This is a genomic window from Streptomyces sp. NRRL WC-3618 (assembly GCF_001280005.1).
In the GTDB taxonomy this organism is placed as follows: domain Bacteria; phylum Actinomycetota; class Actinomycetes; order Streptomycetales; family Streptomycetaceae; genus Streptomyces.
On the sequence record NZ_LGDW01000085.1, the window covers coordinates 1 to 23,211 of the forward strand.

The following is a 23,211-nucleotide window of genomic DNA, read 5'->3' on the forward strand; positions in this document are numbered from 1 at the left end:
GACGCCGACGGCGATGTCATTACCAATGCCAATGTCGATGCCGATGTCGACGAAGCCGCCGACAAAGACATCCACGCACGCGTGCCGGACGATTCCCACTCCTCCACCCCTCCCACCCACAAGACCGCCCCCAAAGACGCCTCCAAGGACACCCCCGAGGGCGCCCCCGAGGGCACCCCCCGCCCAGACCTTCGCCCAGCCCCCCGTCCAGACCCCCACCCGGAATCCGAGTCCTCCGGCGCGTGGGACGACGGCCTGATCGCCCGCCGCGTCTCCGAGACGGACCCTCCCCCCGCGCGCGAGGCGGTCGTCGAGACCCGGATCTCCAGCAGCGTCCCCCCGCCGGTGATGCCCCTGGCATACGACGGGGCGCTGCGCTCCCGGCTCGACGCGCTCCGCGAGCTCGTGGGGCTGTCCCGTACGCGGCTCGACAGCAGAACCCTCGCCGAGGCCGGCCGGGTGCTCGACGAGGCGACCGCCCGGCGCAGGCTCTCCGGGCAGCACACCGTCGTCGCCATCGCCGGCGCCACCGGCAGCGGCAAGTCCCAGTTGTTCAACGCCCTCGCCGGAGTCGCCATTTCGGAGACCGGGGTACGCCGGCCGACCACCGCCGCGCCCATCGCGTGCAGTTGGAGCGACGGCGCCGCGACCCTCCTCGACCGCCTCGGCATCCCGGGACGGCTGCGCCGACGCCCGCTGCAGAGCGCGGAGGCGGAGGCGCAACTGCGCGGCCTGGTCCTGGTCGACCTGCCCGACCACGACTCGGCGGCCGTCCAGCACCGCGAACAGGTCGACCGCCTGCTGGCACTCGTCGACGCGGTCATCTGGGTCGTCGACCCGGAGAAGTACGCGGACGCCATCCTCCACGAGCGCTATCTGCGGCCCATGGCCGGGCACGCCGAGGTCATGTTCGTCGTCCTCAACCAGGTGGACCGCCTCCCCGGGGAGGCCGCCCACCAGGTCCTCGACGACCTGCGGCGACTGCTCGACGAGGACGGCATCGCCCTGGGGGAGCACGGCGAACCGGGCGCCACCGTACTGGCGCTGTCCGCGCTCACCGGGGACGGCATCGGTGAACTGCGCGAGGTGCTCGGGCAGTTCGTGGGCGAGCGCGGGGCCGCGGCACGCCGGATCTCGGCCGACCTCGACGCCGCCGCGTGGCAGCTGCGGCCCGTCTACGCCACCGGCCGCCGCGTCGGGCTCAGCGAGCGGGCCCGGGACGAGTTCTCCGACCGGCTCGCCGACGCGGTGGGCGCCACCGCCGCCGGCCAGGCCGCCGAACGCGTCTGGCTGCGCAACGCCAACCGTGCTTGCGGCACACCGTGGCTGCGGCTGCTGCGCTGGTGCCAGGACCGGTGCGAACACTCCACCGGCCGCCTCGTACGGGAGCAGCCGGACGAGGAGGCCACGGCCCGCCAGCGTGTCGAACAGGCGGTGCGTACGGTCGCGGAACGGGCGTCGGCCGGACTGCCGGCGCCCTGGGCGCTGGCCGTGCGCGAGGCGGCCGTACGGGGGGCACAGGGCCTGCCGGAGGCGCTCGACGAACTGGCGGTACGGGCGGGGACGCCCTCGGGACGGCCGCCCCGGCCGGGCTGGTGGCCGGTCGCCGTGCTCGCGCAGGCGTCCATGACGCTCCTTCAGATCGTCGGCGGGCTGTGGCTGGTGGCTCAGATCGTCGGTGTCATGGCGCCGAACCTGGGTGTGCCGGTGCTGCTGATGTCGGTGGGCATCGTCGGTGGTCCGGGCGTGGAGTGGAGCTGCCGACTGGCGGCTCGGGGACCGGCCCGCCGCTACGGGCTTGAGGCGGAACGGCGGCTGCGGGAAGCGGCGGCCGGTTGCGGCCGGGCCCGGGTACTGGATCCGGTGGCGGCGGAACTGCTGCGGTATCGCGAGGTACGGGAGCAGTACGTGCGGGTCACGGGGGCTCGGGCGGTGGTGGGGTGAGCGCGGGTGAGGTGAGAGGGAGACGTGGGTCCCTCGGTCGGGTGACGGAGTTTTCCACAACCGGCCGGTAGTCCACAGGGCTCAGCGGGCTCGGCCCGACGGATGCATTCTGGCTTCGCGGCGATCACGACGGACGCGATCGACGCGAAGCGGTGACCGGGGAAGTTCGCGGTCGCCGTGCCGGAAACAGCCGTACGGGACGGGCCCGTACGGGTATCCGCCCGGCGCGAGTGCGCCGGGGCCGGGAGGGGTGGTTCGCGTGAACGAGACGATGGTGTGCGCGGTGGGCAACGTGGCGACGCATCCGGTGTACCGCGATCTGGCGTCGGGGGCGTCGGCGAGGTTTCGGCTGGCGGTGACCTCGCGCTACTGGGACCGCGAGAAGAGCGCGTGGACGGACGGGCACACCAACTTCTTCACGGTGTGGGCGAACCGGGCCCTCGCGACGAATGTGGGGGCGTCCCTGGCGGTGGGCGAACAGGTCATCGTGCAGGGCCGGTTGAAGGTGCGCACGGAGATGCGCGACGGGCAGAGCTGGACATCGGCGGACATCGACGCCGTGGCGATCGGCCACGATCTGGCGCGGGGCACGTCTGCCTTCCGGCGCTCCACGGGTCAGCTCAAGGGCGAGACCGGGGCCCCGGCCCGCCCCGAACCGGCGTGGGAGACACCGGTGGCCGACGAGGGCGACGCGGGGGCTCGACAACGGCGGGAGCCGGCGGCGGTGACATGACATCGGGTGGGGCGTCAGATCGCGGCGGGCATCGGCGTCGCCCGAACTGGGGCTTTTCGGTGAACTGACCGGCATACGGATGATCTTGGCGATAACAATTCCGAGTCGGATCAGTTATCGGATGACAGGACTGGGAAGTGCGGTGCGCCACATCCCTAGGATGCCCGAATAGCTCACGGGGCTTCTGATGCTGCTGGTGGGACCGCACCCCCACGTCAACGGGTCCTGCTCGAAGGGGAATTCTGTGTTTTCTTCGTTCTCCGCGCTGTCCGGGCGCGGGCGGGCGGCGGCGGCCCGGCTCGCCGCCGCGACGATGGTGTCCGGTCTCACCGTCACCGGCGCGCTGGCCGCCGCCGGCACAGCCGTCGCGGACGAGGCTGTGCAGCAGCAGGGCGGGGCGGCCGCCACCATAGGCGGGCTGAAGACGTACGGCGCGGCCGTCGTGCACGGGGACGACGGGGACCAGCAGGTGTCCGCGGGCCTGTTCGAGATGTCCGTCGACAACGGCGGCACGCTGCAGACGTACGGCGTCGACCTGCGCAACCCGACACAGCGGGACGCCAAGTACCAGGAGACCGCCTGGAGCGGCACCTCCCTGGGCGGCAACAAGGACGCGGGCAGGATTCGCTGGATCCTGCAGAACTCCTATCCGCAGGTGAACGACCTCGCGGCGCTGGCCGGCCGGGCGGGTGCGGCCGGCCTCACCGAGCAGGACGCGGCGGCTGGCACCCAGGTGGCCATCTGGCGCTACTCGGACGGCGCGGACGTGGACGCGGTGGACCCGAGGGCAGAGAAGCTCGCGGACTACCTGGAGAAGAGCGCGCGGAGTCTCACGGAGCCCGAGGCCTCGCTGGCCCTCGACCCGCCGGCGGTCTCCGGCCACCCCGGGGAGCGGCTCGGGCCGGTCACGGTGCACACCGGCGCGGACAGCGTCACGGTGATACCGCCCGCCGACGCCGCGACGAGCGGGGTACGGGTCGTCGACCAGGACGGCAAGGCCGTCACGTCCGTGGCCGACGGCGGACAGGTGTACTTCGAGGTGCCCGGGAAGGCGCTGGACGGTTCGGCCGTGCTGAGTGTCCAGGCCTCGACCAGTGTGCCGGTCGGCCGGGCCTTCGCCTCCGACAGCAGAAGCCAGACCCAGATCCTCGCCGGCTCCAGCGAGTCCACGGTGTCGGCGACGGCGACGGCGAACTGGGCGGTCACGGGTCCCGTCCCCGCCCTGTCGGCACGGAGGAACTGCGCCGACAACGGTGTGGACATCACGGCCGCCAACAAGGGCGACGAGGCGTTCACCTTCCGGCTGATGGGCTTCGAGCACACCATCCCGGCCGGGGGGGCGCGGACGGTGACGGTCCCCTTGCAGGAGGACCAGCCGTACGACTTCACGATCCTGGGGCCGAACGGCTTCCAGCAGCGGTTCGCGGGCGTCCTCGACTGCGAGACCCAGGACAGCGCGGCCGGCGCCGCGGTCCAGACCTTGAGCGACCCGAGCCCGGCCCTGGCGAGCGGCGCCCCCGCGACAGGCGTCAACCTGGCCGAGACCGGCAGTTCCAGCGCGACACCGATGATCGCGGGCATGGCGATCGTCCTGCTGGTGATCGGCGGCGGTGTGGTGCTCCGCGTCGGCAAGAAGGAGCAGCAGGGGGCGGGCGCCCGGAAGTGAGTGCGAGTGATCTCGCACCACGACAGCTCACTTTGACAACTCAACAGTGCGTGACCGCACGGTGACCCACCGATCGACCCGGCCCAGCCCGGCCCGCCTCCCGCCCGCCCCGGGCCGCTGACGTACCCGGAGCTGGCACCCTCGTCGCTCGCCAGGCTTGACCCCGGCTGCCGCCCACGGTGGCGACCGAAGCGTGAAACAGAAGGCAGGCTCTCGCATGGCCGTCCACGTCTCGTTGTGTGTGCGCACGCTTCGCAGGGTCGGCTCGTCGGTGTGGGCGAAACGTGCTGCCGCAGTTCATCGGCGCGGTCCTCACGGCGTGAGGACGACCTTCTCGCAGCGGTCCTTCTTGTTCTTGAACAGGTCGTAGCCGGTTGGTGCCTCGCTCAGGGGCAGCCGGTGGGTGATGACCCGGGTGGGGTCGATCTTGCCCTGCTCGATCAGGCCCAGCAGCGGTTTCATGTACTTCTGCACGTGGCACTGCCCGGTGCGCAGGGTCAGGGACCTGTTCATCCAGGCACCCGCCGGGAACTTGTCGATCAGCCCGCCGTAGACGCCGATGACCGATACCACGCCGCCGCTGCGGCAGGAGAGGATGGCCTGGCGCAGAGCGTGGGGCCGGTCGGTCTCGGAGCGGACCGCCTGCTTGGCGCGGTCGTAGAGGTGGATGTGGGAGGCGCCGTGTGTGGCCTCCAGGCCGACCGCGTCGATGCACTTGTCGGGGCCGCGGCCGCCGGTGAGTTCGAGCAGTGCCGACCGTACGTCGGTGTCCTCGAAGTTGATGGTGGTGTAGCCCTGGGCGGCGGCCATGTCGAGCCGGTAGTTCTCCTTGTCGATCGCGATGACCTTCTCCGCGCCCAGGACCCGGGCGCTGTCCATGGCGAACTGGCCGACCGGACCGGCGCCCCAGACGGCGACGGCGTCACCTTCCTGGATGTCGCACATGTCGGCGCCCATGTACCCGGTCGGCAGGATGTCGGACAGGAACAGCACCTGCTCGTCGGTGAGGTCCGACTCGATTTTGAGGGCGTTGGCGTCGGCGAGTACCACGCGGGCGTACTCGGCCTGACCGCCGGCGAAGCCGCCGGTGAGGTGGGAGTAGCCGTAGACGCCGGCGGTGGGGTGGCCGAAGAACTTCTCCGAGATACCGGCGTTGGGGTTGGTGTTCTCGCAGCACGAGTACAGCTCCGCGCGGCACGACGCGCAGGCGCCGCAGGCAATGGGGAAGGGCACGACGACCCGGTCGCCGACGCGCAGTTTGTCGTCGCTGACGCCGGTGCCGACCTCGACGACCTCTCCCATGAACTCGTGGCCCATGATGTCGCCCTTTTCCATGGTGGGGACGTAGCCGTCGAGCAGATGGAGGTCGGAGCCGCAGATCGCCGTCGAGGTGATCTTCACGATGGCGTCGCGGCTGTTCAGGATCGACGGTTCGGGGACGTCCTGCACCTCGACCGAGTTGCGTCCCGTCCAGCAGTTCGCCTTCATGCCAGGGCCTCCTTCAGTTCGTCCACGGTCAGCGGTCGGGCCGGGTGCTGCGGGAACTCGCCGCGGGCCCGCTTGCCGCCGGGTGCGCCCTCGGAGCGGACGACCTCGCCGGTCTCCGCGATCTGCTTGAAGCGGCGCAGGTCGTCGTCCAACTGCTGGTGCGGTTCCTCGCCGAAGTAGTGCGCCGCGGCCTTGCCCAGCACCCCCCCGGGCAGGTCGTAGCGCAGGGTCACCCGGATCTCCGTGCCCCGGCCGCCGGGGGCGGGCACGAAGCGGGCCTCGCCGGAGTTTTCGATGTCGGCACCGTCCACCGACCGCCAGGCGATCAGCCGGCCGGGGACGTCCTGAGCGGTCTCGGCGTCCCATTCAGCCCCCTTGCCGAACGGCGCGCTGGCCCGCCAGTGACTGGTGCGCGGGCCGGTGACGCGCACCTCGTCCAGGTGCGCCATGAAGTCCGGCAGTCGCTCCAGGTCGCTCCAGAGGGCATAGACCTCGTCCGGGGACTGGGTGACGGTGGTGGCCGCGGTCAGTTCCACGGGGGTGCTCCTACGGGTGCGGGTCACGGCCGCGTAGACGTCCGTGGCCGTGATGGCGGTGACGGCGGCGGTCGCGGCAACCGTGCGGCCGAGCCCGCGACCGTTGTGGTTCCTCAGGGCTCGGGTCAGCATCGTCAGATCCATGAGGTCGCCGCCGACGCGGCCCCAGAGCCAGGCGGGATGCGGCCGCCCCAGCAGCCCGGTCGCCGCCGCCAGCTCGCGCACACCGACGGCGGTCGTGGCCGAGCGGTGCCGGGAGGCGTCGTCCACGCCCAGGGCCCGGGCGAAACCCGCCGGAGTGACGACCTGGGGCACGGCCATGAGCGCACTGGCCCAGCCGAGACCACGCACGAGCGGATCGTGCCGTAGGCGGGAGGTGGAACGGGTGTCTGTCTTCATGAGTGCTCCCCACGTGCGGTGAGGTGAACGGAAGGCGGGCAACTTGAGCGAGAAGGTGTAGATAGCGGACAACACCGGAGTTTCCACACGGCCCGCGTTCAATCCTCAACTCGCGTCACGGAACCGGCGGCGCAGTCGTCCGGGTCACGGCGTGGACGCGACGCGTGCCTGGGCTCGACAAGCGTCATCACCGAAACTGGTGGCCCGCTTCAGGAGCGGGAGCAGATCCGGCCAGTCGAGTACGCGTCCGTCAAGCTGGGCGTCGGGGTCCGCCATCCGTCCCACCGGTCCGGAGGCGGTCGGTGGCCACGGCTCGGGTAGGACGGGAGCGCAGCCGACGACGGCCCGTCCAGCCCCGGCCGAAGCCGGTGTCCGACGCGGCTCGTCGGCCGGCCTGGTCCGGGGGAGCAGGCGGGCGGCGGCCCCGGGTTCTCTTACTGTTTGTGGCCGTTGCCGTGTCCGTTGGGATGCAGGACCACCTTGGTCCAGCCCTCGTCACGGGCGTCGAAGTGCTCGTAGGAGGTGGGAGCCTCGTCCAGGCTGAGTTCGTGGCAGACGACGAAGCTCGGCTTCGCCTTCCCGCCGGCGACCAGATCCTGCAGCGCCCGGTTGTCCTCTTCACCGGCGCCTGCCCGGGCCCCCATGTGTTGGCCCTTGAACCACATCATGTCGAAGTCGATCGGGACCTTGCCCTGTGCCTCCGGCGTACTCGGGGGCGGGTGCGTCCGGGTCGGGCAGTGACCGGGTGGCCGACCAGATGACGTCCGCGTCGTTCCGACAGTTCTGCGGGTTTCGGCCAGGACTCACCCGCCTGCCGGATGAACAGTGGTCCGAACGGACGTAGAGTTCACCCTCCGTGTTTTCTTCGCAGTCCCATGGGCACTGGGGTCGCATGGACCATTCGAAGGCACCGGTGCTCGAAGCGCTCGAGGCTTACCATGCCGAGCGCCAGACATCCTTCACCCCTCCGGGGCACAAGCAGGGGCGCGGCGCCGACCCCCGGGTACGTGCCGTGCTGGGTGACGCCGTCTTCCTTTCCGACGTCCTCGCGGTCAATGGCCTCGACGACCGGACGTCCTCGCATGGTGTCCTGGCCGAGGCCCAGGCTCTGATGGCGGACGCCGTCGATGCCGAGCACACCTTCTTCTCCACTTGCGGCAGTTCGCTCTCTGTCAAGGCCGCCATGCTGTCCGTCGCGGGCCCTCACGAGACCCTGCTCGTCGGGCGGGACGCACACAAGGCCGTGGTCGCCGGACTCATTCTTTCCGGGGTGTGCCCCGTATGGGTCGATCCGCAGTGGGATGCTGATCTGCACCTCGCGCACCCGCCGGCCAGCGAGTCCTTCGATGCCGCATTCCGTGAACACCCGGAGGCAAAAGGGGCCTTGGTCACCAGCCCCACCCCGTACGGCACCTGCTCAGACCTGGCCGCCGTCTCCGCCATCTGTCACGAGCACGGCAAACCGTTGATCGCCGACGAGGCGTGGGGCGCGCACCTGCCGTTCCACCCCGATCTGCCCGCCTGGGGCATGGATGCCGGCGCGGACGTGTGTGTCACATCCGTGCACAAGATGGGATCCGGGCTGGAGCAGAGCTCGGTGTTCCACCTGCAGGGCGACCTGATCGATCCGCACGTGCTCAGCGCCCGTGAGGACCTGCTCGGCACGACGAGCCCCTCAAGCCTCATCTACGCCGCCCTGGACGGCTGGCGGCGGCAGATGGTGGAACATGGACGCTCCCTGTACGACGACGCTCTGTCCCTGGTCTCCGATGTACGGTCGCGCATCGCCACGATCGACGGCATGCACGTGCACGACCGCGCGGATTTCTGCGGACCGGGACGGGCCGCGGATATGGATCCCCTCCAGGTCATCGTGGACATCACCGGCCTGAGCATCTCGGGATACAGCGCAGCCGACTGGATCCGCGAACACCACCGCGTCAACCTGCACCTCAGCGACCACCGCCGGATCAGCGCACAGTTCTCCCACGGCGACGACGAGCAGTCGGCGGACCGGCTGCTCGCCGCGTTCGAGGATCTGGCACGGCACGCCGAAGAGCTGCGGCCAGCCCCCGAGATCCATGTTCCCGATCCGGCTGGGCTGCGGCTGGAGCAGGTCATGCTCCCGCGCGACGCCTTCTTCGGCCGCACCGAGCAGGTGCCGTGGCGGCGGGCGGTGGGGCGCGTCAGCGCCGAGATGCTGACGCCCTACCCACCGGGGGTCCCCGCAGCGCTGCCTGGGGAGCGGCTCTCCAAAGAAGTCCTGGACTACCTGCGCAGCGGCATCGACGCCGGCATGGTCGTCCCGGACGCCGTGGACGGCGAAGTGCAGAGCGTGCGCGTCGCCGTGCAGGATTGACGTCGATGTCCGCACCTCGAGAACCAGCCGCCCGCCGGGGTTCGCCGGCCCTCTCCGTCCTTCATGACCGCATCGCGCAGGAAGTGACGGCCCAGGCACCCCGGCTCTGGGACATCGCGATGGCCCTGCACCATGATCCCGAGCTCGCCTTCGAGGAATACGCTGCGGCCGAGTTGCTCACAGGAGAGCTGGAGCGTGCCGGATTCGCCGTGAACCGCGGAATCGCGGACATGCCCACGGCGTTCGTCGCCGAAGTGGGCGACGGTAACCGGCCCCGTGTGGCACTGCTGCTGGAATACGACGCGCTGCCCGGACTGGGGCACGCCTGCGGCCACAACCTGATCGCGGCCGCCGGTCTCGGTGCGGCACTCGCCCTGCACAGGGCGCTTGGTGAAGAACCGGTCCAGGGACTCCCCGGCACGGTCATGGCGGTGGGGACTCCGGCCGAGGAAGGCGGTGGAGGGAAGGTCGCACAGGTGGCAGCCGGCGTTTTCGACGAAGTCGATGCCGCCCTCATGTTCCATCCCGGCGTCAACGACTGGGCCTGGGCGCCTCTGACCGCCCAGGTCCAGATACGTACTGTCTTCCACGGGCGCGCCGCCCACCCCACCGGCAGACCGAGCGAGGGCATCGATGCCCTCGCCTCCCTCATCCAGCTGTTCGGCTCGCTCAACGTCCTGCAGCGACGGCTTCCGCCCGGCTCTCATGTTCAAGGCATCATCACAGACGGTGGCCGGGCCACGAACATAGTCCCCGAGCGTGCGGAGGGGCTTTTCGGCCTCCGTGCGGCCACCACCAGGGCTTTGGACGCGCTGGTGGCGGAGGTCACCCAGTGCGCGCAGGGAATCGCAGCTGCCACCGGCTCCAGGGTCGAGACCTCGCGCGCCGCTGCGGGGTACCACCATTTCCGCGACAACGCCGTGCTGTCCGACCGTTTCGCCCTGCACCTCAGCGAGGCGGGTATCGACCTCGAAGAGCCCACGCCGGGGGTGTATCTGGGGTCATCCGACATCGGTGATGTGAGCGCGATCGTTCCGGCCATCCATCCCTTTGTGGCCATTCTGAGCCCCGAACACGCGGACCACACCCCTGAATTCGGCGCTGCAGCGGCGAGCGAAAGCGCACGCCGGGTCATGCTCGCCTCGGCGCGTGCGCTGGCGTGCACCGCCGCAGACATCCTCCGAGAGGCGGGGCTCGCCGACCGGGCGTGGAAGCGACATCTCGAAAAGGCAGCCGTAGAGGAACACGAGGTGGGTCCACGGCGGACGACCCCCTCAACGTTCTCTGAGACATCTGTCGACCTTCGGTAAGCAAAGTCGGTCGCCTGTCGCCATCGTCGCCGGCTCCGTCGCTCGTTGCAGCGCTCATCCCCCTTGAAGGCTAAAACGAGCCCCGAATGATCGCCGCCCGCTGCGCCCCTGGTCAGGGCCCCTCCGCCATATGGGTTTCCTACGAGGGGTGGCGGTCAGGCAAGATGGGGTGTATCCCACCACTGCCAGATTTCAAGCTGCCGGACGGTTTCTCTTGGCTGAGTACATTTACACCATGCGCAAGACGCGCAAGGCGCACGGCGACAAGGTCATCCTTGACGACGTGACGCTGAGCTTCCTGCCCGGCGCGAAGATCGGTGTGGTCGGCCCGAACGGTGCCGGTAAGTCCACCGTTCTCAAGATCATGGCGGGTCTGGAGCAGCCGTCCAACGGTGACGCGTTCCTGTCGCCCGGATTCAGCGTCGGCATCCTCATGCAGGAGCCGAAGCTCGACGAGGCCAAGACGGTCCTGGAGAACGTCCAGGACGGCGCCGCCGAGATCATGGGCAAGCTCAAGCGCTTCAACGAGGTCGCCGAGCTCATGGCGACGGACTACACGGACGCGCTGCTGGACGAGATGGGCAAGCTCCAGGAGGACCTGGACCACGCCAACGCCTGGGACCTGGACGCGCAGCTGGAGCAGGCCATGGAGGCGCTGGGCTGCCCGCCCGGCGACTGGCCCGTCACGAACCTCTCCGGTGGCGAGAAGCGCCGCGTCGCGCTCTGCAAGCTGCTGATCGAGGCCCCGGACCTGCTCCTCCTCGACGAACCCACCAACCACCTCGACGCCGAGTCGGTGAACTGGCTGGAGCAGCACCTCTCGAAGTACGCGGGCGCTGTCGTCGCCGTCACTCACGACCGGTACTTCCTGAACAACGTCGCCGAGTGGATCCTCGAGCTCGACCGCGGTCGCGCGATCCCCTACGAGGGCAACTACTCCACGTACCTGGAGAAGAAGGCCGCTCGTCTCAAGGTCGAGGGCCGCAAGGACGAGAAGCGCGCCAAGCGCCTCAAGGAAGAGCTGGAGTGGGTCCGCTCCAACGCCAAGGGGCGCCAGACCAAGTCCAAGGCGCGCCTGGCTCGTTACGAGGAAATGGCGGCCGAGGCCGACAAGATGCGGAAGCTGGACTTCGAGGAGATCCAGATCCCGCCGGGCCCGCGCCTGGGCTCCATCGTCGTCGAGGTCAACAACCTGTCGAAGGCGTTCGGCGACAAGGTCCTGGTCGACGACCTCTCGTTCACGCTGCCGCGCAACGGCATCGTCGGCATCATCGGCCCGAACGGCGCGGGCAAGACCACGCTGTTCAAGATGATCCAGGGTCTTGAGCCGGCGGACTCGGGTTCGGTCAAGATCGGCGACACGGTCAAGATCAGCTACGTCGACCAGAGCCGCGCCAACATCGACCCCAAGAAGACCCTCTGGGCCGTGGTGTCGGACGAGCTGGACTACATCAACGTGGGCCAGGTCGAGATGCCGTCGCGAGCCTACGTCTCCGCCTTCGGCTTCAAGGGTCCGGACCAGCAGAAGCCGGCCGGCGTCCTGTCCGGTGGTGAGCGCAACCGCCTGAACCTGGCGCTCACGCTCAAGGAGGGCGGCAACCTGCTGCTCCTCGACGAGCCCACCAACGACCTCGACGTCGAGACCCTGTCCTCGCTCGAGAACGCGCTGCTCGAGTTCCCGGGCGCGGCTGTGGTCATCTCCCACGACCGCTGGTTCCTGGACCGGGTCGCGACCCACATCCTCGCGTACGAGGGTGACTCCAAGTGGTACTGGTTCGAGGGCAACTTCGAGTCGTACGAGAAGAACAAGGTCGAGCGGCTCGGCGCCGACGCGGCCCGTCCGCACCGCGCCACCTACAAGAAGCTGACCCGGGGCTGATCTTGCGGCACATCTACCGCTGCCCGCTGCGCTGGGCGGACATGGACGCGTACGGCCACGTCAACAACGTGGTCTTCCTCCGCTACCTGGAGGAAGCCCGTATCGACTTCCTGTTCCGCCCGGACAAGGATTTCCAGCAGGGGTCCGTGGTGGCACGCCATGAGATCGACTACAAGAGGCAGCTGGTCCACCGGCACGCGCCCGTGGACATCGAGCTGTGGGTCACGCGGATAAGAGCGGCGTCCTTCACGCTCACCTATGAGGTCAAGGACGCGGACCAGGTGTACGTCCAGGCCTCGACGGTCGTCGTGCCGTTCGACTTCGCGACGCAGCGTCCGCGCCGCATCACCTCCGAGGAACGGAAGTTCCTGGAGGAGTACATGGAGACGGACAGGGACGCGGACGCCGACGAGAACGCCGACGACGAGGACGGGGCCGTCGCCGCATGACGGTCCTGCACCTCGCCGACGAGGGGGAGGCGGCCGACCTCGCCGCCTTCCTCGCCCGGCTGCTCCACTACGACCGTGGGGCGGCGGTACGTCTCCAGGCGGCCGGCACCGCGCTCGCCGTGTTCGGGCGGCCCCCGTCCTTCGAGGTCCTCGCGATCCGCGCGGCCCGGCTCGCCAAGCCCTACGAGAACGGGCTGGACGTCGCCCTCGACGTCACCGTGTCCGCCGGTGAACTCCTGGAGACGGTGGACGAGTCCGCCGCCACCCTCACCGTCCCCGGGGCCGTCACCGGGCCGCCCTGGGCCGGGGTACTGCCCCCGCGCGGCGGCTGGCGCCCGGAGCCCGGCCTGCCCGCACCGGACGCGCTGCGCACGATGGTCGCCGCGGCGGTCGCCGAATTCCGGTCCCGTACGCAGGAATTGGCGCCCGAACTGCGTACCCGCGCCGAACTCGACCGGATCGGACGGGAGATCTGGACCCGGACGGTCGGGGAAACCCGCCTGCCGGTACGGGCCGTGCACGCGGCGCAGTCCCTGGGCTTCCTGCGGCCGACGCAAGGCCCGCAGGAGTCCGGCGAGGCACCGCTCGCGCTGGTCTCCTCGGGGTCCTGGCTGCGGCTGCGCACGCCGTACGGATCGATCGCCGTACGCGGCGGGGCGGGACTCGGAGCGCTGGACGTCAGCGTCCGCTGAACCCCGGCTCAGCCCTCAGCACCCTTGACGCCAGGCGCTCAGCCCTCTGTGTTCACCATCGAGGCCGCCGCGTACGTCAGGTAGTTCCACAGCGTCCGCTCGTGCTCCTCGGAGAGGCCGAGCTCCTCGACGGCGACGTGCATGTGCTTCAGCCACGCGTCGTGCGCGGCCCGGTCGACGGCGAAGGGGGCATGGCGCATCCGCAGCCGGGGGTGGCCGCGGTTCTCGCTGTAGGTGGTGGGGCCGCCCCAGTACTGGATCAGGAACAGCGTGAACCGCTCCTCGGCCGGGCCCAGGTCCTCCTCCGGATACATGGGCCGCAGCAGCGGGTCCGCGGCGACACCCTCGTAGAACCGGTGCACGAGGCGCCGGAAGGTCTCCTCGCCGCCGACCTGCTCGTAGAAGGTCTGCTCCTGAAGCGTGCCGCGCGGAATCTCATTCACCTCACCATGGTCTCAGACGCGGAGACCGAGGACTCAAGGCCTAGGCCGGGTCCGCAAAGTCCCGCCTGCCCCGCGGCCCGCCCTCCGGGCGGACGACGGGACTTCGCGGACACGGCCTAGGACCGCCCCGACATCGCCGTTCGCGTCCAGGCGCCGGGCGCAGGACAGTGGACGTATGGGCGCGCACGAGCTCCACGAGGACAGGGACAGCGACCTCGCCGCCGCGGCGCGGGCCGAGCTCGTGCGGGTGATCGAGGCCAGCGGGGCCTGGGACAGTGACCCGGTCTGGCGGGAGGCGTTCGAGGCGGTGCCACGGCATCTGTTCGTGCCGTACTACTACGCCGGTGCCGTGACCGGGCGGCAGCGGCTGTGGGGTGAAAGTCCTGACCGGGTCACGCGTGAGCGCTGGTTGCGCGGCGCCTACGCGGACGCGCCGCTCGCGACCAGGGTGCGCGACGGTGAGCTGGTCTCCTCCAGCAGCCAGCCCTCACTCATGGCCGCGATGCTCGCCGAGCTGAAGGTCGAGGACGGGCACAACGTCCTGGAGATCGGCGCCGGTACGGGGTACAACGCGGCGCTGCTCGCGCACCGCCTCGGCGACGAGCACGTCACGACGGTGGATCTGGACCCGGAGATCACCGAGTCGGCCCGCCGACACCTGGCCGCCGCCGGACACCATCCGGTCGTCGTCACCGGCGACGGCGCGCGCGGGGTGCCCGAACGCGGCCCCTTCGACCGGATCATCGCGACCTGCACACTCACCTCGGTCCCGCGCGCCTGGCTCGCCCAGTGCCGGCCGGGCGCCCGCATCCTGACGCCGTTCGCCACCGGCCTGGTCGCCCTCACGGTCCGCGACGCCGAGCACGCCGAGGGCCGCTTCCTGCACACGTCCGCCTACTTCGTGCCGCTGCGGGGGGCGAGCACGCCGGAGCCGGAGATCCCGCACCTGGGCGCGGTCCCGGCCCGGACGCGCGAGCACGAGCTGTTCCGGTTCCTGCTGGCGCTCACCCAGGGCAGCCTGGCCCCGCAGGAGGCGTACGCGCTCTGGGAACGCGAGGGCCGGCCGGTGCGGGAGCGGTACGGGATCACCGTCAGCGGCGACCGGGAGTGGGCCTGGCTCGACGAACCCACAGGTCCGTACGCCTGGCCCCTCCCCACGACCTGAGGGGAGCTCTTATCCCCGGCGGATCGTGATCGTCGTCCACGCGCCCACGTGCACCCGGTCGCCGTCCTGCAGCGGGACGGGGACGAAGGGCTGGATGGGCTCCTCGGAGTGGTTGACCGTCGTACCGTTCGTCGAGTTCTGGTCGACGACCGCCCAGCCGCCGTCGGGCTGCTGGACCAGTACCGCGTGCTGGTGCGAGACGCCCGGGTCCTCCGGCGGCACCGCCAGGTCGATGTCCGGGGACTCGCCCGTGGAGTGCCGGCGGCGCCCGATCGTGATCTGGTTGCCGGTGAGCGCGCGCCGCTGCTCCGGTGAGTACGCGGGCAGGTTCAGACCCGCGGCCTCGGGGCCGGAGCGCTGCATCATCGCCATGAAGTACTCGCGGTCCGGGCCGATCGTCGCGGACCAGGTCAGCGGCTGAGGCTGGCCGTAGCCGCCGCCGTGGGCGGGCGGGGCCTGGGTCATGCCGGGCTGCGGGTAGCCGTAGCCGCCGCTCTGCTGCGGGGCCTGCGGTCCGCTCGGGCCGCCGGTCGGCGGGGAGATCACCCAGTCGTCGTCGGCGCTGCCGAAGCCGCCGCCGGGCGGCTGCGGACCACCGCGGCGGCCCGTCTCCTGTGGGAACGCGGGCGGAGGGGGCGGACCGGACGGCTGGAACGCCTGCGGGGCGCCATCGAGCCTTCCAGGGCCTCCTGGGTTTCCAGGCGGCGGGTAGCCGCCCTGGGGCTGCGAGCCGCCGGGGGGACCGGGCGGGGGGTAGCCCTGGGATCCGCCGGGCGGGCCGGGCGGGTAACCCTGCGGTCCACCGGCGGGCATACCGGGTGTGGGACCCGGCGGCGGGGGGACTGGGCGTGACGGGTCGCCGCCGAAGGGCTGAAGCGGCTCGGCGGGGCGGTTGATCTGCGACGGGCGCGAGCTCTGGTAGTCGTAGCCGTCACCGCCGCCGTAGGACGGGCCGGGCGGCGGAGGCTGGTACCGCTGGCCGGGGCCCGGGCCACCGGGCGCTCCGAATCCCTGGCCCGCGCCCGGCGCCGGTGGGCGCGGGGCGGCCGGGGTGTACGAGGTCGCCGTGTTCGTCAGGAAGTTCCACCGGCACTCCTCGCAGAACGGAGCGCCCCCCTCACGCGGGGTACGGCACTGTGGGCACAGCTCCTGCTCGGCGTCCGGCACGGCGGACAGGTGCGAGCGGCTGCCGGGCGCGCCGGTGGCGGAACCCGGCGGCGGATAGCCGTAACCCGGCGCCGGGGGTGGCGGCGGGGGCGGAGGCACGGCACCGGCCATGCGGTGACCGCAGACCTCGCACCAGTCGTCGGAATCCGACTGGTGTCCGTTCGGGCAGGTCGGCATGTCGGCGCTTCCCCCTCTCCTCTTCACTACGTTTGTTCGGTTACTTCTTTTGTTTCTTCTACTTCTTTACACGAACAGTCTTTGTGGAACGTGTCTCGAGCGTCATCTCGTCGGCCTCTTCGACCTTCGCCTTCAGTCGCACAGTACCTGCCGCGGCGTCGACCACGTCCACCACCTTTGCGAGCAGTTTCGCAGTATCCGCGTTTCCGGAGGCGCTGGCGAGCTGAACGGCCCGTCCCAGCTTGGCCGTTGCCCCGTCGACATCACCCGCTTTGCGGGCGTCCAGACCCTGCTGGATGACCTGTGCCAGCTCGGCCTGACCCGTGTAGTGCGCGACCTGGGGGTTGATCGACGTCGAGGCCGCCATGTCGTCGGTCCACACGGCCCGTACGAGGCCCTGCGCGCCGAGGTTGTGGGCGCTGCCGTCGGGCTGCGGGATCACCAGGGAGACGCGGGCGGCCAGCATCTCCCGGCCCAGGCCGGCGGAGGGCACCTGGACGCACACGTGGTAGTCGCGCGACTCGTCGCCCCAGGAACCGGTGGGGTAGTCACCGGCGCGGGGGCCCGCCTCCGTGCGGCGGTCGGTCAGCTCCGCGACGGTGGGCGCGACCTGCTTGACGAACTTGATCTCCGTGCCGACCGGGGTCCACAGCCTGAGGGCGACGTCCGCGACCTCCTTGCCCATGGCCGCCTCCATCATCTGCGTGAAGTCGGCGGAGAGGCCGGCCGGGTCGGCGACGATGTCGGCGGTGCCGAGCAGCCCGGAGGCGATCGCGGTGACCTCCTTGACCTCCCAGTCGGTGCCCACGCCCCGCGCGTCGCAGGTGAAACGGCCCGCGCAGGAGTCCAGGGCGGCCTTCAGGTCCTCCGGTGACTCATGTTCGTTGCGGCCGTCGGTGAGCAGGATGCCGTGCCGGATGGTGACCTCGGACGAGGACAGCAGCCGGTCGGCGAGACGCAGCCAGGTGCCGATGGCCGTGCCGCCGCCCGCGCTCAGCCGGCGCAGCGCCTGCCTGGCCTGTTCGCGGGTGGTCGCGTCGGCGACCGCGAGCCGCCCGCCGCCCGGGTAGATCTCCTTGGCGACGTGCGTGCCGCCGATCACCGTGAAGTGCACACCGTCGCGTACGGCGTCGATCGCGGCGGCCGTCGCCTCCCGGGCGCCCCGCATCTTGGTCGGCGGATAGTCCATCGAGCCGGAGCAGTCGACCATGATCGCCACGGCCGCGTCCGGGCTCTGGCCGGGTGTGTAGAGGTGGGGCGCCGAGACGCCGGCGCCGACCGTGCCGCCGCCCGTCGCGGTGACCGTCACGATCGCGCTGACCTCACGGCCGCCGTCCGGCAGGTACTCGTTCTGGTAGACGTCCACCGAGAACTGCGGCACGTTCGACTTCGAGAAATTGGCCATGGGTGCTTCGCTCCCCCTCGAAAACCCCACATGCGTGGAGCAGTGACTGTTGGCGGACCAGTCCCCTCCGGTCCTTCTGAGAACATCCCCGTGTCAGTGCCCTCAGGCGGATCCTGCCCCCTGCGACGGCGCGGGGAACGGCACGACGGCCACTGTTACGTTGTCGTGGCCCCCGCCGTCCAGGGCGTGGCCCACCAGAACCCGGGCGGCGTGCAGCGGGCGCGCGGCGGCGTCCGGCGGGAGAACCTCGGCCATCTCGTCCGCCGCCTCGGCGTAGTTCCACAGCCCGTCCGTGCACACCACCACCACACCTGGCCGGTCCGGCTTGAAGGAAGCGGTGTGCGGCTCCAGTTCGTACGCGTCCGCGCCGAGCCAGCCCGTGATGGCGTGGGCGCGCTCGTCGGCGTACGCCTCCGCCTCGTTCATCAGGCCCGCGGCGACCATCTGCGCGGCCCACGAGTCGTCCTCGGTGAGGCGGGCGGGGGCGGTGGAGCGGTCGAGCGGGACCCAGTAGGCGCGGCTGTCGCCGACCCAGCCGACGACCAGCAGGGTCGGGGTGACGACGGAGCCGACCAGGGTGCAGGCCGGGGAGTTCTGGTGCGGGGCGTGCTCGCGGGCCCCGGCGGGCTCGTCGGCCAGCGCGTTCACGGCGTGCGAGGCGGCGAGGATCGCCTCGTGCATCGCCTGCTGGGGGTGGGTGCCCTGGGGCAGGGCCGCCATCAGCGAGTCGCCGGCGGCCCGGGACGCGGCGAGGGAGGCCTCGTCGGGGCGGGTCGCCGAGGAGACGCCGTCGCAGACGATCGCGACCAGCGCGGGTGTGTGGTTCGGCAGCGTGGTGTGGGAGATCGCGTACGCGTCCTCGTTGCGGTGGTGACGCAGGCCCCGGTCGGTGACCGCGGCGAGCGGGCCGACCTCGTCCTCCATGTGGTCGCGCTCGCGCGGCTGGGCGTGCCCGCAGTTCTCGCAGTAGCCGTCGTGATCGACCCGGCCCGCCCGGCAGGCCACGCACACCTTGGTGCCGCCCGGGGGCGTCGAGGCCGCGGCGGGCCGCGGGGCGGGCGCCTGGAGCGGGTACTCGTCGGGCTCACCGCCCGCGGACCGGTCGAACCGCACCCCTGTGGCCGCGGAGACCGGCGAGCCCGTGGTCGGCGCCTCGGGTGCGGGCGGCCGGCCGGGCACCGGCGGGAGCGGGAGCTCGCCCGAGTCGGTGCCCTGGAGATCGGTCGCCAGGTGCACCGGCGCCGGGGTGCCGGTGCTGCTGGTCTCGGGTGCCAGGGGCCAGTCCACGGAAGCGGCCTCCGGAGGCGTGGGGGGCGCGGCGGCGAGGGCGCCGCTCAGGGTGAGCGTGGGGGAGTCACCGGGGCGTGGGGGCACGGCCGACAGGTCGTACCCGCACGCGCCGCAGAACCGGTCGCCCGATTCCAGCGGCTCCTCGCAGCTCGGGCACCTGGACAGGGCGGTCGGCTGGGGTGACTGGGGCATCTGGGACATCAACTACACCCACGTCCGGGGGCGGTAACGGTTGGCGCGTTCCACCAGGTCGATCCTCTCCTCGCCGCCCTGCGCGAGCCGGGCCAGCGTGCGGTACGAGCGCTCCAGCCCGAAGCGCAGACCACGCTCGTCCAGATCACTGCCGAGCAGCACCCGCCCCCCGACGGCCGATGGAGCGGAACTCTGGCTCTGGGAGAGTATCCAGTCCAGCGCGCAGCCGAGTACTTCCGTCGACAGCCGCTCCCGCCGGACCGCGTCCAGACCGTATCCGCCGAGTGCCTCCACCTGGGCGGCGGAAGCGATCAGATCGTCCAGGAACGGCGCGTCGGCGCCGACGGGCGTCCGGTGCCGCAGTCGCGCCCGTACGGCGGCCACGCGGGCCGCCGTGTAGTGGATCGACGCCTCCGGGACCGACTCCAGCGTCTTCACGGCGCCACGGCGGTCGCCCGCCGCCAACTGGACGCGGGCCAGGCCGAACGCGGCGCTCACATAGCTCGGGTCGGTCGTCCACACCAGCCGGTAGTACTCGGCGGCGTTGTCGAGCTGCCCGAGCACCTCCGCGCACAGCCCGAGGGCCAGCTTGGGCGGGCTCTCGCCCGGGAAGGCGTCGTAGATCGCGTCGAACGACAGCGCGGCGCTCTCGTGATCGCCCGTCACCAGCGCCGCCACACCCTGGTACCAGACCACCCGCCAGTCGTCGGGCCGTTCCTCCTCCAGCCTGACCAGCGCCTCCCGGGCGGTCGCGGCGTCCCCGTTCTCCAGCCGGGCCCGCACCTCCCGCAGCCGGGTCTCGGTCGACTGCGTCGGCACCACCGCGAGGGCGGCGATCAGCTCCCCGGCCGCCGAGGCCATCAGCCCCGCCAGGAAGCCCGCGTTGGGGTCGGTCGGGTCGACGCGGGGCACGGGCAGCGCGAGCGCGGCGGCACCCGCGTCGATGGCCTTGACGAGCCGCGGGGCGCCGGTGAGCGCCCGGGTGCTGCCCCCGGCAGCCGGCGACGACTTCTTGGTGGGCGTCGCCGCGCGCGCCCCGAGCCGGGACACCTCGCCGTCCAGCGCCGCGAACAACTCCGCGTCGGTGACCTTCACTTCCGGGCCGAACAGGGTCGACAGCGCGGGTCTGGCCCGCCCCGTCTGGAGCGACACGACCTCGCGCAGTACGCCTGTCAGCTGCTCGGACATCTCCTGCGCGGACGCGAACCGGCGGGCCGGGTCGGGGTCGGTGGCGCGCACCAGGAGCCGGTAGAACGACTCGTACTGGCGGAAGACCTCGATGTGGTCGGGGTCGGGCAGGGAGTCGACGAACACGTTCGTGTAGCCCTGGAAGTCGAACGTCATGACGGCGAGCGTGCGCGCCACCGTGTACAGGTCGGACGCCACCGACGGGCCGACCTCCGCGACCTCCGGCGCCTGGTAGCCGATCGTGCCGTAGATGGCCGACTCGTCGTCGTCCATCCTGCGGACCGCGCCCATGTCGATCAGCTTCAGCTGGTCCTCGGTCTGGATCGCGTTGTCGACCTTGAAGTCGCAGTACAGCAGGTTGCGGCTGTGCAGATGGCCGAGCGCCTCGAGCGCCTCGATGCCGTACGCGCACGCCTGCTCCACCGGCAGCGGATCCCGCTTCCCGTCCGGTGTACGGCGGTCGTTGGCGATCTCCTTCAGCGACTTGCCGCCGACGTACTCCATGACGATGTAGCCGTCGAGCGAGCCCGTGCGCTGGTCCAGGTGCTCCACGAAGTTGTAGATGCGCACGATGTTGGCGTGCACGGTCTCCGCGAGGAACCGCCGCTCGGAGATCGCCGCCGCCATCGCGTCCTGGTCGCCGGTGTCCAGCAGACCCTTCAGGACCACCCACTGGTCCGACACCGCGCGGTCCACGGCGAGGTAGACCCAGCCGAGGCCGCCGTGCGCCAGACAGCCCGCCACCTCGTACTGGCCGCGCACGATGTCACCGGTGCGCAGCTTCGGCACGAACGAGTACGGGTGCCCGCACTTCGTGCAGAACCCCTCCGTACGCCCCGGCCGGCCCTCGCCGCGCGCCCGCCCCACGGGCGCCCCGCAGTCCGAGCGCGAGCAGAACCGCTTGCGCTCGGGCACCTCCGGGTTCTCCAGCACCATCGCGCGCGGGTCCGGCCGCGGCACACCCGGCACCTCGACCAGGCCCGCGCCGAGCCGGCCGCGCCCGCTCGACCCGGCGGTCGAACCCGAGCTGCGCACCGACACCGAACGGCCCGTGGCCTTCCCCGACAGGGACCGCGACAGCCGGCCGGAGACCGACCGGCGGGACTGCGAGGAACGGGAGGTGCGAGAGGTGCGCGCGGAAGGGGCGGACCCACGGGAACCCGCCGAGGGCGAACTACCGCTCCCCGAGCGCCGGTTGCCGCCCGCGGTGACACCGGTGGACGCCGAACCGACCATCCCGCCGGCCGCCACGACCGGCGCGAGCCCGCAGGTGTCGCAGTACAGTTCGCCGCCGCCCATGTCCTCGTAACTGCCGTCACAGTCGGGCCGCTGGCACTTCGGCTGCTCGGTTCCGGTCATCAGTACTCCCCCTTCCGGTCACTGGGTCCGGCCTGGCCGGTCACCCGCGGGCCGCCGAAGAACTCGGCCGCGGCCTGCTGGTAACGCAGCACGGCCTGCTCCGCGACCCGCAGGTCGCAGGGCGCGCTCCACAGCATGCGGCGCGCGGCGTCGTACCGCTCGATCAGCAGCGGATCCTCCGCGAGGCCGTGCCGGGCGACCTTCGCCCGGTACGCGTCGAGCCGGCCGCGCAGCTCCGCGCGGACCGCCAGCGGCTGGGTCACCGCCGTCAACGACTCGCGGGCGCGCATCAGTTCGTCCTCCGCCTTCTCCTCCAGGGACTCCAGGAGCGGCGAGAGACGGTGCCACTGGGCGTGTCTGCGGTACTCGGAGGCCATCGACAGCTGCTCCTGCAACGCCGTGGGCGGGCCACTGACGGCGGGCACCTCCGACGCGGCGATCTTCGCCAGCACCTCGCCGCGCGCGCTGCGCGCCTCGGCGAGGGTGCGGTCCGCGCGGGACAGCACGTCGCGCAGCCTCATGAGCCGCGCCTCGGCGTCCTGGCGGACCGTCAGCACGGCGTCGATCTCCCGGCGTACGTCCTCCAGGGCGCGCGCCTCACGGTCGTACACCGTGGTATCCGGACGGCCGCCGCCGGGCGCCGAACTGCCCTGTGCGGGCAGCCAGAACGCCAGCGGGTCGGAGATCACCCGCTCGCGCAGGGCGGTCAGGGTGCGGGTGATGCGCTCCAGGTCGTCGCCCGCCGGGTGCTCGCCGGGGCGTACGCCCACGGAGTGCGCCAGCTGGCGGGTGCGCTGCAGCTCGGCGGCCAGTAAATCTATCCGCGCGGGCAGCGCCGACCAGACCGCGTCGGCGGTGACGACCATGTCCAGCGAGGTCGCGTACAGCTCGTTCATCAGCTCCACCAGGGCGGCCAGCGAGTACTGCCGGCTGAGCTTCCCGGTGCCGTGCAGGGTGGGCGCGTTGGCCGTCGCCGTCGCGGAGCCCGCGAGCGTGACGCACTCGCCGCGCAGCAGTTCCGTCAGCTCCACCAGGTCCTCGCGGCTGGACCAGCGGCGGCGCGAACGGATGTCACGGGCGGAGCGGAACGTGTCCGAGTACGCGTCGAAGTACGCCCACAGCAGCGTGATCGACGCGTCCGCGGCCGTCCAGCGCTCCTTGGTCGTGCCGGTGAGCTCGGCGCCTTCGAGGAGTCTGCGGCCCGCGTGGTCCTGGAGGGCGAGGAGGGAGGTCTCGATCGCCTCGTGCTCCGCGCCGAGCCGCGCCAGCGCACGGTCCACCTCGTCCCGGTCCATCACCGGCCCGGTGGCTCCCGTGACGCCCATCGATCACCTCGACTACTCGTGGGGTTGACTCGTTCGGTTGGCTCG

17 protein-coding genes and 1 pseudogene are annotated in these 23,211 nt (G+C 71.4%); 9 read left to right on the top strand and 9 right to left on the bottom strand.

The window, feature by feature from the left end:
* Nucleotides 1–18: 18 nt before the first annotated feature.
* From ADL01_RS11135 to ADL01_RS11145, 3 genes are all read left to right on the top strand, one after another.
* Nucleotides 19–1,944, top strand: a complete 1,926-nt coding sequence (locus tag ADL01_RS11135; RefSeq protein ID WP_234354590.1) for a YfjP family GTPase — start codon at nt 19–21, stop codon at nt 1,942–1,944.
* Nucleotides 1,945–2,203: 259 nt separating this feature from the next.
* Nucleotides 2,204–2,677: a single-stranded DNA-binding protein gene (locus tag ADL01_RS11140; protein ID WP_053741780.1), complete on the top strand. Its 474-nt coding sequence runs from the start codon at nt 2,204–2,206 to the stop codon at nt 2,675–2,677.
* 244 nt (nt 2,678–2,921) lie between these two features.
* Nucleotides 2,922–4,343 (top strand): TQXA domain-containing protein, encoded by a 1,422-nt coding sequence (locus ADL01_RS11145; RefSeq protein ID WP_234354587.1) that lies wholly within the window; start codon nt 2,922–2,924, stop codon nt 4,341–4,343.
* Between the two features lie 312 nt (nt 4,344–4,655).
* On the opposite strand, the gene ADL01_RS11150 is transcribed toward ADL01_RS11145, so the two are convergent.
* From ADL01_RS11150 to ADL01_RS11160, 3 genes and pseudogenes are all read right to left on the bottom strand, one after another.
* Nucleotides 4,656–5,831, bottom strand: coding sequence for a zinc-dependent alcohol dehydrogenase (locus ADL01_RS11150; RefSeq protein WP_053741781.1), 1,176 nt, complete (start codon nt 5,829–5,831; stop codon nt 4,656–4,658).
* Complete coding sequence (locus tag ADL01_RS11155) at nt 5,828–6,766, bottom strand: SRPBCC family protein (protein WP_053741782.1); 939 nt, start codon at nt 6,764–6,766, stop codon at nt 5,828–5,830. The genes ADL01_RS11150 and ADL01_RS11155 overlap by 4 nt, the downstream gene beginning before the upstream one ends.
* A gap of 434 nt (nt 6,767–7,200) precedes the next feature.
* Nucleotides 7,201–7,467: pseudogene (locus ADL01_RS11160) on the bottom strand (aldehyde dehydrogenase); the annotation flags it as partial.
* A 191-nt stretch (nt 7,468–7,658) separates the two neighbouring features.
* Between ADL01_RS11160 and ADL01_RS11165 the strand changes: the two are divergent.
* The 5 genes from ADL01_RS11165 to ADL01_RS11185 all read left to right on the top strand — a co-directional run bounded on the left by ADL01_RS11165 (nt 7,659) and on the right by ADL01_RS11185 (nt 13,455).
* Complete coding sequence (locus tag ADL01_RS11165; protein WP_053741784.1) at nt 7,659–9,125, top strand: aminotransferase class I/II-fold pyridoxal phosphate-dependent enzyme; 1,467 nt, start codon at nt 7,659–7,661, stop codon at nt 9,123–9,125.
* A gap of 5 nt (nt 9,126–9,130) precedes the next feature.
* On the top strand, nt 9,131–10,435 hold the full coding sequence (locus ADL01_RS11170; protein ID WP_078960453.1) for an amidohydrolase: 1,305 nt from the start codon (nt 9,131–9,133) through the stop codon (nt 10,433–10,435).
* 214 nt (nt 10,436–10,649) lie between these two features.
* Entirely contained in the window at nt 10,650–12,314 is a 1,665-nt protein-coding gene (gene ettA, locus ADL01_RS11175; RefSeq protein WP_078960454.1) for an energy-dependent translational throttle protein EttA, read from the top strand.
* Nucleotides 12,315–12,316: 2 nt separating this feature from the next.
* Nucleotides 12,317–12,763 carry an acyl-CoA thioesterase gene (locus tag ADL01_RS11180; RefSeq protein WP_053741786.1) on the top strand — a complete coding sequence of 149 codons (447 nt, stop codon included), beginning with the start codon at nt 12,317–12,319 and terminating at the stop codon, nt 12,761–12,763.
* Nucleotides 12,760–13,455, top strand: coding sequence for a hypothetical protein (locus ADL01_RS11185; protein WP_053741787.1), 696 nt, complete (start codon nt 12,760–12,762; stop codon nt 13,453–13,455). Before ADL01_RS11180 ends, ADL01_RS11185 begins: the two co-directional genes overlap by 4 nt.
* Nucleotides 13,456–13,493: 38 nt before the next feature.
* Here ADL01_RS11185 and ADL01_RS11190 read toward each other — a convergent pair whose 3' ends face one another.
* Nucleotides 13,494–13,898 (bottom strand): globin, encoded by a 405-nt coding sequence (locus tag ADL01_RS11190; RefSeq protein WP_053741788.1) that lies wholly within the window; start codon nt 13,896–13,898, stop codon nt 13,494–13,496.
* A gap of 175 nt (nt 13,899–14,073) precedes the next feature.
* Here ADL01_RS11190 and ADL01_RS11195 point away from each other — a divergent pair, with 175 nt between their 5' ends.
* Entirely contained in the window at nt 14,074–15,063 is a 990-nt protein-coding gene (locus tag ADL01_RS11195) for a methyltransferase domain-containing protein (RefSeq protein ID WP_053741789.1), read from the top strand.
* Between the two features lie 9 nt (nt 15,064–15,072).
* Here ADL01_RS11195 and ADL01_RS41020 read toward each other — a convergent pair whose 3' ends face one another.
* The 5 genes from ADL01_RS41020 to ADL01_RS11220 form a co-directional block, all read right to left on the bottom strand.
* The gene (locus ADL01_RS41020; RefSeq protein WP_063783503.1) at nt 15,073–16,407 is read right to left on the bottom strand and encodes an FHA domain-containing protein; all 1,335 of its coding nucleotides are present in this window, start codon (nt 16,405–16,407) and stop codon (nt 15,073–15,075) included.
* 58 nt (nt 16,408–16,465) lie between these two features.
* On the bottom strand, nt 16,466–17,812 hold the full coding sequence (locus ADL01_RS11205) for a vWA domain-containing protein (protein WP_053741791.1): 1,347 nt from the start codon (nt 17,810–17,812) through the stop codon (nt 16,466–16,468).
* A 102-nt stretch (nt 17,813–17,914) separates the two neighbouring features.
* Nucleotides 17,915–19,294, bottom strand: coding sequence for a PP2C family serine/threonine-protein phosphatase (locus ADL01_RS11210; protein WP_107090864.1), 1,380 nt, complete (start codon nt 19,292–19,294; stop codon nt 17,915–17,917).
* 12 nt (nt 19,295–19,306) lie between these two features.
* Nucleotides 19,307–21,841 carry a serine/threonine-protein kinase gene (locus ADL01_RS11215; protein ID WP_053741793.1) on the bottom strand — a complete coding sequence of 845 codons (2,535 nt, stop codon included), beginning with the start codon at nt 21,839–21,841 and terminating at the stop codon, nt 19,307–19,309.
* Nucleotides 21,841–23,166 (bottom strand): hypothetical protein, encoded by a 1,326-nt coding sequence (locus ADL01_RS11220; RefSeq protein WP_053741794.1) that lies wholly within the window; start codon nt 23,164–23,166, stop codon nt 21,841–21,843. The genes ADL01_RS11215 and ADL01_RS11220 overlap by 1 nt, the downstream gene beginning before the upstream one ends.
* Nucleotides 23,167–23,211 lie beyond the last annotated feature (45 nt).

Coding starts and splice junctions, on each gene's coding strand:
- ADL01_RS11150 (WP_053741781.1), bottom strand. CDS start 5,831: ATGAAGGCGAACTGCTGGACGGGACGCAACTCGGTCGAGGTGCAGGAC.
- ADL01_RS11155 (WP_053741782.1), bottom strand. CDS start 6,766: ATGAAGACAGACACCCGTTCCACCTCCCGCCTACGGCACGATCCGCTC.
- ADL01_RS11165 (WP_053741784.1), top strand. CDS start 7,659: ATGGACCATTCGAAGGCACCGGTGCTCGAAGCGCTCGAGGCTTACCAT.
- ADL01_RS11170 (WP_078960453.1), top strand. CDS start 9,131: ATGTCCGCACCTCGAGAACCAGCCGCCCGCCGGGGTTCGCCGGCCCTC.
- ADL01_RS11185 (WP_053741787.1), top strand. CDS start 12,760: ATGACGGTCCTGCACCTCGCCGACGAGGGGGAGGCGGCCGACCTCGCC.
- ADL01_RS11195 (WP_053741789.1), top strand. CDS start 14,074: ATGGGCGCGCACGAGCTCCACGAGGACAGGGACAGCGACCTCGCCGCC.
- ADL01_RS41020 (WP_063783503.1), bottom strand. CDS start 16,407: ATGCCGACCTGCCCGAACGGACACCAGTCGGATTCCGACGACTGGTGC.
- ADL01_RS11205 (WP_053741791.1), bottom strand. CDS start 17,812: ATGGCCAATTTCTCGAAGTCGAACGTGCCGCAGTTCTCGGTGGACGTC.
- ADL01_RS11210 (WP_107090864.1), bottom strand. CDS start 19,294: ATGCCCCAGTCACCCCAGCCGACCGCCCTGTCCAGGTGCCCGAGCTGC.
- ADL01_RS11215 (WP_053741793.1), bottom strand. CDS start 21,841: ATGACCGGAACCGAGCAGCCGAAGTGCCAGCGGCCCGACTGTGACGGC.
- ADL01_RS11220 (WP_053741794.1), bottom strand. CDS start 23,166: ATGGGCGTCACGGGAGCCACCGGGCCGGTGATGGACCGGGACGAGGTG.